12 protein-coding genes are annotated in these 13,637 nt (G+C 32.8%); all 12 read right to left on the bottom strand.

The annotated features are described in order from the left end of the window. Nucleotides 1-88 precede the first annotated feature (88 nt). Nucleotides 89-1,408, bottom strand: coding sequence for a nucleotide sugar dehydrogenase (locus AC2YHV_RS01075; RefSeq protein WP_487372427.1), 1,320 nt, complete (start codon nucleotides 1,406-1,408; stop codon nucleotides 89-91). Between the two features lie 28 nt (nucleotides 1,409-1,436). Then, nucleotides 1,437-2,702, bottom strand: coding sequence for a lipopolysaccharide biosynthesis protein (locus AC2YHV_RS01070; protein ID WP_487372426.1), 1,266 nt, complete (start codon nucleotides 2,700-2,702; stop codon nucleotides 1,437-1,439). A gap of 3 nt (nucleotides 2,703-2,705) precedes the next feature. Continuing rightward, nucleotides 2,706-3,911: a glycosyltransferase gene (locus tag AC2YHV_RS01065; RefSeq protein WP_487372425.1), complete on the bottom strand. Its 1,206-nt coding sequence runs from the start codon at nucleotides 3,909-3,911 to the stop codon at nucleotides 2,706-2,708. A gap of 7 nt (nucleotides 3,912-3,918) precedes the next feature. Then, complete coding sequence (locus tag AC2YHV_RS01060) at nucleotides 3,919-4,476, bottom strand: acyltransferase (protein ID WP_487372424.1); 558 nt, start codon at nucleotides 4,474-4,476, stop codon at nucleotides 3,919-3,921. Between the two features lie 292 nt (nucleotides 4,477-4,768). Next, the gene (locus AC2YHV_RS01055; protein WP_487372423.1) at nucleotides 4,769-6,163 is read right to left on the bottom strand and encodes an O-antigen polymerase; all 1,395 of its coding nucleotides are present in this window, start codon (nucleotides 6,161-6,163) and stop codon (nucleotides 4,769-4,771) included. A gap of 31 nt (nucleotides 6,164-6,194) precedes the next feature. Beyond that, nucleotides 6,195-7,112, bottom strand: coding sequence for a glycosyltransferase family 2 protein (locus tag AC2YHV_RS01050; RefSeq protein WP_487372422.1), 918 nt, complete (start codon nucleotides 7,110-7,112; stop codon nucleotides 6,195-6,197). A gap of 1 nt (nucleotide 7,113) precedes the next feature. Continuing rightward, nucleotides 7,114-8,220 carry a glycosyltransferase family 4 protein gene (locus AC2YHV_RS01045; protein ID WP_487372421.1) on the bottom strand — a complete coding sequence of 369 codons (1,107 nt, stop codon included), beginning with the start codon at nucleotides 8,218-8,220 and terminating at the stop codon, nucleotides 7,114-7,116. Then, the gene (locus AC2YHV_RS01040) at nucleotides 8,195-8,839 is read right to left on the bottom strand and encodes an acetyltransferase (protein ID WP_487372420.1); all 645 of its coding nucleotides are present in this window, start codon (nucleotides 8,837-8,839) and stop codon (nucleotides 8,195-8,197) included. Before AC2YHV_RS01040 ends, AC2YHV_RS01045 begins: the two co-directional genes overlap by 26 nt. After that, nucleotides 8,836-9,483, bottom strand: coding sequence for a sugar transferase (locus AC2YHV_RS01035; protein ID WP_487372419.1), 648 nt, complete (start codon nucleotides 9,481-9,483; stop codon nucleotides 8,836-8,838). Before AC2YHV_RS01035 ends, AC2YHV_RS01040 begins: the two co-directional genes overlap by 4 nt. Beyond that, complete coding sequence (locus AC2YHV_RS01030; RefSeq protein ID WP_487372418.1) at nucleotides 9,483-10,598, bottom strand: DegT/DnrJ/EryC1/StrS family aminotransferase; 1,116 nt, start codon at nucleotides 10,596-10,598, stop codon at nucleotides 9,483-9,485. The genes AC2YHV_RS01035 and AC2YHV_RS01030 overlap by 1 nt, the downstream gene beginning before the upstream one ends. Nucleotides 10,599-10,810: 212 nt before the next feature. Further along, nucleotides 10,811-11,704, bottom strand: a complete 894-nt coding sequence (galU, locus tag AC2YHV_RS01025; RefSeq protein ID WP_487372417.1) for a UTP--glucose-1-phosphate uridylyltransferase GalU — start codon at nucleotides 11,702-11,704, stop codon at nucleotides 10,811-10,813. A gap of 16 nt (nucleotides 11,705-11,720) precedes the next feature. Then, nucleotides 11,721-13,541, bottom strand: a complete 1,821-nt coding sequence (locus tag AC2YHV_RS01020; RefSeq protein WP_487372416.1) for a polysaccharide biosynthesis protein — start codon at nucleotides 13,539-13,541, stop codon at nucleotides 11,721-11,723. Between the last annotated feature and the right edge of the window lie 96 nt (nucleotides 13,542-13,637).

The following is a 13,637-nucleotide window of genomic DNA, read 5'->3' as shown; positions in this document are numbered from 1 at the left end:
AAAAAAAGGAAGAATCACGAGTAGGCTGATAAAACTCACCCCACTCCTTTTTTAATAGATTTGTTAGTCCCTTTTAGTCGATATATATTTATAGATTCCAATAATCATAGCCTTTTTTCTCTATCGCTGACTTATCTAAGATACCCTTAACATCAATTATCACTTTCTCTTTGTTATCAAATCTTCCAAATAAGGAGTCAATTTGTTCCAATTCCATATTAATAAATGTATCATGTGCAACTGCAAAAACTATACAATCAGCATTTTTGACATCTTTTATGTTAACAATATCTATCCCATATTCATGTTTAGCTTCTGACGCATTTGCTTCAGGATCTACTACAATTGGTTCAATACCGTATTCTTTTAAACTTTTTATAATGTCTATTATCTTTGAATTTCTTGTATCAGGTGTATTTTCCTTAAATGTAATACCAAGAATTATAACTTTAGATTGCTTTACTATTTTATTAGCAAGTATTAATTTTTTAATAATTGCATCTGCTACGAATTTTCCCATACCATCATTAATTTTTCGTCCAGATAATACAATCTGACTATGGTATCCTAATCTTTCTGCTTCGTAAACAAAATAATACGGATCTACTCCAATACAATGACCACCCACTAATCCCGGATAAAACTTTAACGCATTCCATTTTGTGTTCATTGCATCAATAACTTCTTTTGTGTCTATACCCATACGGTCAAATACCATCGCTAGCTCATTCATAAAGGCTATGTTAATATCTCGTTGACTATTCTCAACAACTTTTGCGGCTTCAGCTACTTTTATCGAACTAGCTCTATGCACTCCTGCTTCAATTATTAATTCATATAATTTCGCAATTTCTTTTAAACTTTCCTCATCCATGCCAGATACTATTTTGATGATATTTTCCAATCGATGCACTTTATCACCTGGATTAATTCTTTCCGGAGAGTATCCGATTTTGAAATCAACACCACATTTAAGGCCTGATTCCTTTTCTAGAATGGGAATACAAATATCCTCAGTAACACCTGGATATACTGTTGATTCATATACTACAATAGATCCTCTAGTCAAGTTTCTTCCAATGATTGAACTGGCTCCCTCTACAGGAGAAAGATCAGGAGTTTTATCTGAATTGATTGGAGTAGGTACGGCTACGATATGAAACTTAGCTTCTTTTAATTTTGATTCATCAAAAGTAAAATCAACCATAGTATTTTTAATAGCCTCACTCCCTACTTCATTAGTAGGATCAACACCAGATTTATATAACTCAATTTTTGATTTATTAAGATCAAAACCAATTACATCTACTTTTTTTGCAAAGGCAACTGCTAATGGCATTCCTACATATCCTAATCCCACAACCGAGACCCTTTCTTCTTTAGATATTATTTTTTCATATAGTGACATAATCGATTCCTCTATTCATTTTATTTAATTACTTTCTTTCTCCATATGCATATTTCATCACAAACAAGTAGTAAATTATATAAATTAATGAAAATACAACTGTAATGGACATCAAATATTGATTTATATTTAAAGCCATTGACTTGGCAATTATGAAACAACTTATTGATGCAATAATAAACAATAGTTGAAGACCTAGTTCAAGGTGTTGTTTCTTTACCACTTGTAATCCAAATGCTACTGTATTTACAATTAATCGTATTCCAAACATGGGTGCAAGGATTTGCACATACACCCCTGCCTGACTCCAACCAGACCCAAAGACAATTTCAAATACAATAGGTGCCAGAAAATACAAAGATAATACCATCGGTATCGCTATTAAAAATAGAATAATACTTGTCTTTTTGAAACTGTTAATAAATTTACCAGTTTCATCATATTCTCTAGAGGCCTCTTGAAAAAATACTTTTGCTATATTATTACTCATTACTGTAAGAGGTAGTCCTAATACTTTGTAAGATATTGAGTAAAAACCTAAAGCAGTTAATCCAAATAACGATTCTACAAAAAGCATTATTGAAGCATATGAAAACCGATTAGCAAACATTGCCGGAGCTGAATATAATGGTTGACGATAATGACTTTTCATTACTGCAACCATTTCACTCTTACTTGATGCCCATATTTCATTAAGATGAGGCTTGATTGTTGTCGATTGCTTTTTAAATCCAAAAAACATTCCAGCAGTATGTGATATTAACATACCGAAAACACCAAATTTTAAAAAACCCAAAATAACAGTTCCAAAATTCTGTACTGAAGTTCTTAAAACATATACCGACGTCATAACTTTGTATTCTTTATATCTGTTGTTATAGGCTTCTAGAATCCTAATTAATCCATTCAGTACTAACATTACAAATATAAATATAATTGCATAGGAATAGCTTCTATACTCTTCTTTCATAACAAAGTAAAAAAAACCATATCCCAGAGAAGCTATGATACTAAAAATAATTGTAATTAAAACAGATAGCTTAATTATAGGATAAATATTTTTTTTATCTGGTTCAGAAACAATAGTAGCGTCATATCTCCCACAAATAATACTTCCAAACAAACTTTCTGCAGTCAGTATCAATGCATACACGCCTAATTCCGTAGGAGTAAAAATTCTTGTCAAAATTGGAGATACTAAAATTGTTATTGCTTGAGCAACTAACGATCCGGATATTAGAGTAATAATTGCTTTACCAAATCCATCATTTAAACGACCTTTTATTTTAAGCATCTGTTACTTATCCTCCTGTATAACAGAGCATATATTAGAATAGTATTCTTTTGATAAAGAAACATCACTTAAAAGCCTAACAGTATTCTTTGCATTCTCTCTAATTCTCTTTTGTTCTATAGGACTTAATGTCATAACTTGATATAGTGTTTTGTAAATTTCTTCTTCATTATTAGAGTCTGTTAGAAAACCATTTTCACCGTCAACAATGATGCCATCTATTCCCTGCCCTCGGGTTCCAATAATTATACATCCGGCAGCCATGGCTTCTAAATATACTAAGCCCAATGTCTCCTTTTTACTAACCATTAAAAAAATATCTGCAGATTCCATTAAATGAAATGTCTTTTCCCTACTTACTTTACCGTGAAATATTAGTCTGTCAGCAACACCAATATTTTGCGCCAATTCTTCTATATGTTTTTTTTCTTCTCCTTCACCCACAATATTGAAAGAATACTGTATTTTTTCATCAATTCTATTTAATGCCAAAATACTCTTAGCAACATTTTTATTTTTGTCTAATCTTCCTGCATATATTATATTAATCTTATCAGTAATGTTATAACTTGCTTGAGTTAAATTAATAGATATAAAATTGTCTGGGATGCCAGATAAGCACATAAATGATTTTTCATAAATTCCTATAAGTTCTTCGAATTCTTTTTTTATTACAAAAGATCTGTAACCTATGGCATCAAACTTATTAAAATACTGCTTCCAAAAATTTATATTTGCCCTACTTTTAATATTTTTGATATCAAATGAATGAATTACCGCAATGGATTTGGGGAAAATATCAAACTTCCTTATGAAATCAACATAATATGTTGGAAAATGCACGACCCCTATCTCCGGATAAAAATTCTCATTTGTACAATATTGCTCTAATAGTCGAGCATACTTGTTACTAAAATAACTAAAGGTTTTTATAGATTTGGGGAATAACAATAAATTTTCAAAAAAGAGCAAATTATTTCCGTAATCATCAATATATAAGTAATCTTTATATTTCGATTTAATAGGAACCACTCTTTTTAATTGTTTCCAAGCAGATTTAAAACCGTGCATAAACGAATGTACAACAAGAATATCGTTATCATCTGCAAACTCTTTCAGTAAATAGTGTACAGCTTTAGTATCTTCAAATAAATCATTTCTATGTTTAATCGGATAAAACGGTGTAATGATTACAATTCTATTTTTCATGGCTTCCTCAGTCTAACCTTTTTAAAATTTTTGCAGGATTACCAGCTATTACACAATTACCTTCTGGAAAACTTTTAGTAACAACTGAACCTGCTCCAACTATTGTTTTATCTCCTAATATAATACCAGGCAATATTGTTGAATTCATGCCCACCCAACATTTCTCCCCTAGGATTATATCTTTTGCTTCTTCATGATTATCTAAATCACCAATTTTGTGATTTTGAGTAATTAATCCAACATTCGGTGCAATATATGTGCCATCACCTAATATTATTTTCCCGTGGAAATTCTGATAATAACAGCCGAAATTCTGAAAATTATTCATATCATTCGGATTAAAAATAAGATTTTTGTAGTTTCCAACATTATTACGATGCGAAACTGGAAAAGGAATTCTTCTATTGTAACCAACTATTTTTTGCATAAAAATGCAACGCCAGCACCAACGCCATCCTTTAGATGAATTATCGAACCATCGACCTTTTAAATATTGCTTATCGTACAAAGTAGACATAATTAACCTAGAAATTTCGATGAAAATTTTTATAGCTACTTTTTTCAAAACCAAATCCTCCTCAGCCTACTAGCTTTTTCATATCGGCTATGTTTCAATTATTAATATTTTTTTGAAACAGACTACATTTTGAAACGCTTCAATCAAGATTGTAAATGGGTTCCCTAGATTCTAAACAGCAATGATAAGGATGGATAAGGAAAGGAATAGATTAACAAAAATAAAGTGGCAGCATTAATCTAAAAAACTTTGAAAGATTTCCTGATCAAAATGGTCTGAAATAATGTACAACCTTTTTCTAAACTTAATACCATTCCCCCAACATCAAAAAAATTCATTACTATAATTTCTGTTTTAGTGATACCTTTAGCGATTTTTTGTAAATATAGATTATTATTAAAGCTAACAAAACAACATCTAGTCTATTTCGTACAATTGCAGAAATGTCAGCATTATTTAAAAAAGTTATCATTGAAAAGGAAATTCTATATAACACGATTTTAATAGCAAAATTATTATCAAAAAAAATAAAAATCTTATCCAATTTTCTTAAAATCCTCCCAATTACAAAACATATAGGTATCAATGTCAGAAAACCAAATTGATAATAATTATAAGTTAATAAATCTACGGGAATTCCTCCAGTTGGTGTTACTCCTAGGAATACCCCATAAGCTTCCGTATTGAGAGTCGACAACGCAATAAGAGACTCTTTGCTGAGGCCTACTAAATTTAATAATGAACTAGGAATCATTGTTAATGGCCAAATAAAATAATCATACATATAACGATAGCCATTAACGTCAATTAAATCGTTTCTTAATGAAAAATTCGTAAATGGATAGCTAAATTCACTTAAAAACCCTGTAATAAAGTTACCGTTTTTTTCTACCAAGTAATTTCCATACGCAAAATACTGAAATAATGCATCTAAATAATTAAGTAGAAACAATCCTACCACAAACATACCTACTAACCCTAAAAAGTTCTTCTTACTTCCTTTACTAATAGTGAAAAGAAAAGGTAAAAAGAAAATTATTAAAGGAGCACGTCCTTGGTTGTAGAATAAAAATAAAACAGAAAAGAGGAATGAAACTAAAAATTTTATAATAATAAACTTACTCTTTTTCATACGATATAAATAAAGATACAAATACGGTGTTACTAGAATAATTACTGAGAGAGTAACAAGTTGTAAATAACTTGACCTTATAAAATCAGTTGGGGATTTATCAAGACCTCTAGTCATAGCTCCTAACGATAAGTATGTTTTTAATGAACCAACCTCTGCAATTAAAAAAATCATACTTCCTAATCCAACTAAAAAAACCACATCAGTTATACGATTTATTTTCTTATATAATACATCTTTTCCTACAACATTTTGATTTATGCTGTCCTGAATAGGATTGCTGCCTTTTGACTTAAAGTTCAATTTGTACGAAAAAACAATTAAAAGTAAGCAAATACTGCTAATAAAAAGATTCAAGAAAATTTCTTCATCACTTAGTCGATTTAATAGCCTTGTAAAGAGTGAAGTATCATCTCTATATAACTTAAAAAAGGTTTGTATAAAAGGCACAACAAAATAAAACATACTGAATGATAAGATGAACATACTTAAGCCATTAAATCCCTTATATGATATAATCCTTTTAACATATCCATACACTAGTAAAAAGATTACAACATAAATAGCAAAGGACATATAGGAAAATATACTATTAAATACCATAAATATCTCCTATCAATTTATTATTCTCTTGTTAAATATTAAAACCATAACTCTTTTTAAACGTACGGCGATATGCCAAATGTAAAAAGTATCTAATAACATCCGCCACCCTTACATCCCTATTTTTCACCATTTGATATCCTGCATTAAAATTCTTTATTGTAATTACTCTATATCGAAATAGTTGAAGGTTAATAATTTTATAAAATTTACTTTTTTCTTCTTTAGATAATTCTTCAATATGTGATTTAAATGCGTTTAAATAATGGTCAGTAATTTGATCCATATCAAAAAATCTTTTCTCAGATGTTAAATGTCTATGATATATTAAGCCCATTTCATCAACATAAGCTAATTTGTATTTTTTTAGAAGTCTTACAGAAAACTCAATATCCTGATTTCTGTTAAAAGATTCATCAAAGCCACCTAATTCTTCAAAAACTGCTCTTCGTACCATTAGATTTGATCCTGCCTGAATGAAAAGATTTCTACAAAGCTCTTCAAAATATAAATTACCTTCTCTACTCTCTGCACACAAAGTATCGATTTTTCCATTTCTCAATCGTTTATATTTTGTATAACAAGCTCCCCAAGAATTGTCTCGTGTCTCCAAACAATTAACTTGTACCTCTACTTTACGAGGAAGAAACTCATCATCATCATCTAATAGCATGATATATTCACCTTTTGAGTTTCTAAATCCCGTATTTCTTGCTGCCGAACCATTTTTATTGCATTCATGTTTAATATATTTCACTTTTTGATTATCTCTATATTTCTTCATTAATTCTTCAGTTTCAGTTCTTCCAGGTGTATTGGGATTATTATCATCTACTACTACAACTTCAATACTAGAATAGGTTTGATTTAAAACTGAATCAATTGCCCTAGATAATTTTAAAGGCCTATTGTATGTTGGAATTATTACGCTAACCAATTTTCTCTCCATTTTAATTCCTTCCTTGATTCATAATCACATATTTTATTTCCTTTAAATACTCATTAATTACTATTTGTCTATTAAACTCATTCTCTACTTTCTTTCTACCTGCTAACCCCATCTGCCTTTTAGTTTTATAATCTAAGCTTAAGAATTTATCAATCTTCTCTATCAGATCTTTACTATTTTGTTGCATAACAATGTACCCATTTACATCATTGTCAACTATCTCGCGGCAACCACTCCTATTGGTGGTAATAATTGGTCTACCAGATGCAGCACTTTCAAGTAATACATTTGACATTCCTTCCGGATAATATGTAGGGTGAATTGTACAGTGAGAGATTTTGTGATATTCCCTTACATCACTTTGCATTCCATGATATTTGATAACATCTTTGGCTTGCATTTCTTTCAATTTATCTTCATATGCATCTTCACAAAATCCTAAGATATGAAACACAGTATTTGGGTACTTGACCCTAATATACTCAGCGGCTTCTAAATATTGATCGATACCTTTTTCTTTCATTACACGAGCAATAAACAAAAAATTGATTGTTTTATCTGATGGATAATCTAATAAAGAATAATAGTCAAGGTTAACGCCGGATCCTGGTATTAATCTATGATTTCCACTAATAATTTTCTTCTTAAGCATAAACTCTTCATTCTCTTTATTCTGAAAAAAAACACATTTTGCTTTCTTTAAAGATACCTTATACAAAAAAAGAGTGATCTTTTGCAATATCCCACCATTTTCTACTGCTGATCCAAGCCCTGTAATATTTGCAATACTAGTGATACCACTCATTCTACAAGCTAAACCACCATAAACGTTTGGTTTAATCGTGTATGTTAAAACCAAATCTGGTTTGATATCCTTAATAATTCTTCTATAATTTAATATCAATTTCAAATCAGTTATCGGATTAGTACCTCTCCTGTTAATTGCTGTGTCAATAAATTTACAACCCAACTCTATTAACTCAGAAATAAACTCACCATTAGGGAGGGATATATATACTTCATTTTCCTTAACTAATTCCTTTAATAGTTCTTTTCTAAATTTATATAAGCCCACATCGTTATTAGCCAATATTAGAATCTTTGACATTACAAACTCTCCCAGCTGGAATTCCTACATATATTCCCGATTCAGTTATTTCTTTAACAACTACAGCACCCGCACCGATTTTACAGTCTTTACTGATGTTTAAGTTATTACTTACTATACTTCCAATACCTAACCATGACCCATGTCCAACTTTCACTGTACCAGCTAAATGCGCACCTGGTGATATATGAACAAAATCTTCAATTGTATTGTCATGGTCTATCGTAGCACCAGTATTGATAATGCATCCCTTGCCGATTATTGTACAGCAATTAATCACTACTCCAGCCATCACCACTGTACCGGAAGCTAACTCAACTTTATCCCCGATAACAGCAGTAGGATGAATCAATGTGGGGATGATTACTCCCTTAGCTTCAAGTTTCCCATGCACCTTTTCTCGTGTGGAATTATCACCTATACCTACAAAGATATCGTAATCTTGTATATGATTAAATACATCAGTTGATTTACCGATCACTTCTATTCCCATTGAAGATTTAATATTTTCGTTATCATCTAAAAAAGCAAGACTTTGCCATTTATTCATTTTCAATGCGATATCAGCAACAACTTTTCCATGACCACTGGCACCGATTATAAGAAGTTTATTTTTCATAATTCTATTCTTTCCTTTTGATTGGACCCTTTGAATGGCTCCATCGTTGCAGCAACTTCTGAATTTATACCTTCCCTTATAAAGACCTTTTTAATAGTAAGAAAAATAATCTTCCAGTCCCCAATGAAGCTTACATTATCTACATACTCTACATCGAGATCAAATTTATTTTCCCAACTAATAGCATTTCTTCCGTTCACCTGAGCCAAACCGGACAATCCAGGTCTAACCTCATGCCGACGCTTTTGATGATCATTGTAAATTGGGAGATACTGAACCAGCAAAGGCCTTGGGCCCACAATCGACATATCTCCCCTAAGAATATTAAAAAGTTCTGGAAGTTCATCGAGGGACGTAGAGCGCAGTAACCTTCCAAACCTCGTCAACCTAACATTATCAGGAAGCAGCTCTCCAAGTTCATCTCTTTCATCCGTCATTGTTCTAAACTTATACATCATAAAAATATTCTCATTCAGTCCTGGCCTTTTTTGTTTAAACAACACTGGACTGCCCAACTTTACTCTTACAAGAAATGCAACAACCAGAAGGATAGGACTAAGGATAACAATTGCAAGCAAAGATAGTATGAAATCCATAGCTCTTTTTATAAATTTTCTATAAATACCATCCTTAGAAGATTTCATTATCTTTCCCACAACCCTTTAATAATTTCAACAACTCTCTCCAAATCCTCGTCCGTTAACTTTGTATCAGAAGGCAAGCAAATACCATTCTCAAACAATTTTTCCGATACATCCGTTCCAACAAAGTCATACTTCTCAAAAAATGGCTGAAGATGCATTGGCTTCCAAACCGGTCTTGATTCAATATTTTCTTTTTCAAGAGCTTCCATAACATCAATCGGTCTAACATTACCATTCAGAGTCATAGAACTTAACCAATAATTCGGTTTATCCCACTCATTACTAGGCATGAACTCTACACCGTCAAGTTCACCAAGTTCTCTCTTATAAAACTCAAGGATATAATTCTTCTTCTCAACTCTCTGATCTAATACCTTTAGCTGCCCTCTGCCAATCCCAGCAACTACATTGCTCATCCGATAATTAAATCCTAATTCACTATGCTGATAGTGCCTTGCTTGGTCCCTACTCTGAGTCGCCCAAAATCTTGTCTTAGCAATACGCTCTTCATTATTAGAAACTAGCATCCCACCGCCTGAAGTAGTGATAATCTTATTCCCATTAAAAGAGAAAATCCCATAATCACCAAAGGTCCCAGTATGTCTCCCTTTATAATAAGTACCTAAGCTTTCAGCAGCATCTTCTATTACTGCTACCTCATGCTTATTGCAAATCTCCATTATCTTATCCATATCTGCAGAAAGTCCGTAAAGATGAACTACAATTACGGCTTTCACTTCAGGGTATTTCTCAAAAGCATCTTCCAAAGCTTTAGGACACATATTCCAAGTCTCGTAATCACTATCTATAAAAACAGGAATGGCTTTTTGATAAATTACCGGGTTGACAGTTGCTGAGAATGTTAATGTAGGACAAAACACAATATCTCCTTCTTCAACTCCTGCTGCTTTAAGAGCTAAATGGATTGCGGCTGTGCCTGAAGATAGTGCTGCAGCAGCTTTAATTCCTACCTTATTTGCCAATTCTATTTCAAATTGATTTACATTTTCCCCAAGAGGAGCAATCCAGTTCGTATCAAAAGCTTCCTTTATATATTCCATTTCATAACCTTCATCACTCATATGTGGTGATGATAGGAATAATCGATCCTTCATCTCTAAAACTTCCTTCCTACAATAAGTCACTTTATATGTAGATATTTTTCAAACAAGTTCTTTCTCCATCTAGCCACTATTAAAATAGGGTTAAAGATGGTTAAAGAGTATCCAAGGAAGATGGGTATAAAGATATCCCTTGATGTTTCACTTGTTAAATCTTCCTTAGGTAAAACTATATGAATCATATTTCACGAAAAACATGAATATACCTATGCATTAATCTTTTCTGAGGAAATCTCCTTAACCATTTGTTCTAAAAACTCTACTAAATCATCCTTGATTTCTTCATTTTGCAAAGCAAACTCTATCGTCGTTTTCACAAACCCTAACTTCTCCCCAACATCATATCGTTTTCCTTCAAAATCATAAGCAAAAACTTGCTGTGTCTGGTTTAACTGTTGAATCGCATCTGTTAACTGAATTTCCCCGCCTGCACCAGCTTCTTGCTGATCAAGCATACTGAAGATTTCAGGAGTAAGGATATATCTTCCCATTATTGCCAAATTAGAAGGAGCTGTTCCTAAGGCTGGTTTTTCTACAAAGTTTTCAACTTGATATAGTCGTCCATCTTGAAAAGCGGGATCAATTATCCCATAGCGATTGGTTTCTTCCTTTGGTACAGTTTGAACTCCGATAATTGAATTATTTGTTTCCTCAAACTGATTCATTAACTGCTTTAAGCAAGGCGTTTCACTCTGGACAATATCATCACCTAAAAGTACGGCAAATGGCTCGTCCCCAATGAATTTACGTGCACACCATACAGCGTGACCTAATCCTTTTGGTTCCTTCTGTCTAATATAATGGATATTAGCAAGTTTTGAGGAATATTGTACCTTATTGAGCAACTCTACTTTTCCTTTTTCCAATAGGTTTTGTTCGAGTTCAGGAGCGTAATCAAAATGGTCCTCAATAGCACGTTTGCCTTTTCCAGTTACGATTATTATATCTTTTATTCCTGATGCAACAGCTTCCTCGACTATGTACTGAATCGTTGGCTTATCAACGATTGGTAGCATCTCCTTAGGCATAGCTTTTGTAGCAGGCAAAAACCGAGTGCCCAACCCTGCTGCCGGAATGATTGCTTTTGTGATTTTCTTCACTTTATAGTCCTCCTTATTACTTAACTGCTGAGAAAGTTCTGTTCTTTCTTCGATTTGCTAAATTTATAACGAAATCTTTAAGTTCTGTTATGGAAAAATCATCATAAGAGTTTAAAAGATACTGTATTTCCTCTTCCTGTTCCAGTACTGCTTTTCCTATAAAGATTTTAGGGAATACCGCTTCACTATGAACCTCTTTCTCCCCTAATAGTTCTTCATACATTTTCTCACCAGGACGAATCCCTGAGAATTCAATTCCAATTTCGTCTACCGAATAACCTGATAACTGGATAAGGTTTGTAGCTAATTCCACTATCTTAACTGGTTCACCCATATCAAGAACGAATATTTCTCCGCCACGAGCCAAAGAACTTGCCTGTATGACTAATCTGGATGCTTCAGGTATAGTCATAAAATACCTTGTCATGTCTGGATGTGTGACCGTTATTGGTCCACCTGCCTGGATTTGCTTTTTAAATAAAGGAATGACACTTCCCCTGCTGCCTAAAACATTTCCGAAGCGAACCGCAACAAATTTTGTTGTGCTATGTTTAGCTAATTGCTGTATGATCATTTCAGCAATCCGCTTTGTCGAACCCATGACGTTTGTTGGGTTAACGGCTTTATCAGAAGAAATCATTACAAACGCACCCACACCAAAAGTATCTGCTGCTTCTGCAACATTCTTTGTACCAAAAACATTATTCTTAACTGCTTCACGAGGATTGTATTCCATTAGCGGGACATGTTTGTGTGCAGCCGCATGGTAAACAACATCAGGTCGGTAGGTTTCCATCACTTCAAAAATTCTATCTCGATCTTGAATATCTGCGATGACTGGTATGATTTCAATTTGATTGGCATATAACTTTTTCAGTTCCATGTCAATCTGATAAATGCTATTTTCTCCATGTCCTAGTAATATCAGAGTTCCCGGAGAGAATCTGCATATCTGACGGCAAATCTCCGAACCAATAGATCCTCCAGCTCCAGTTACTAATATGGTCTTACCAGTTACATATTCAGAAATACTATTAATATCTAATTCAACAGGTTCTCTTCCTAAAAGATCTTCCACTTCCACTTCTTTAAACTGATTAACAGCTACTTTCCCTAACATAATATCTTCAAGCATCGGCATTATTTGTGTTTTTGCATTTGTTTTCACACATTCATCAAAAATGACCTTCAATTCTTTCTTACTTAATGAAGGAATCGCAATAACAATATTATCTATATGATATTTTCCAACCATTTCGGGGATATGTTTTGAGTTACCGACAACAGGTATTCCTAATATGTCTAGCTTTTCTTTTTTCGGATCATCATCAATGAACGCTACTGGTTTAAGTTCCGTATCATGATTATTGAGAAGCTGACGTACAACCATGGTTCCGGCAGATCCCGCACCGATTACCAATGTGTTTCTGGTTTCCTTTTGATTATTTATCAAACGGTCACGCAGCATTCTCCAAGAAAAGCGGGAACCCCCAATAAGGATAACATGCATCATCCAGGTCAATGCCATGGCTCTTACGTAAACATCTTGAAAAACAATTAACTGGATGGCGATAACAGTGATAACCGATAGGCTTACGGCTTTAACTATGGACAGTAACTCTCCAATACTTGCATACTCCCAGGCCTTCTTATACAGTTTATAAATAGAAGCAAAAAAATGATGGCTAATTAATAGAGAGACAGATGTGACCAAGAGCGTTGGTAATTTAAATATATTTAAATACGGATACAAGAATAAATAACTTACATAAATGGCCGATAATACTATTAATGAGTCTAATAGGGCCAGAAGTGTTAATCGTTTTCGGTAGGCCAACCACATTTCCCCCTTTAATATTGTTTGATTTACTCTCTTTTACATACTGTTTTAATGTATTGAATTCTATTTCACATGCTTTTCATTGTTAATATA

It is taken from the genome of Peribacillus sp. SRI_006 (assembly GCF_057586375.1).
The sequence above is the reverse complement of the archived record's forward strand: the minus strand, read 5'-3'. Positions and strand labels throughout refer to the sequence as shown.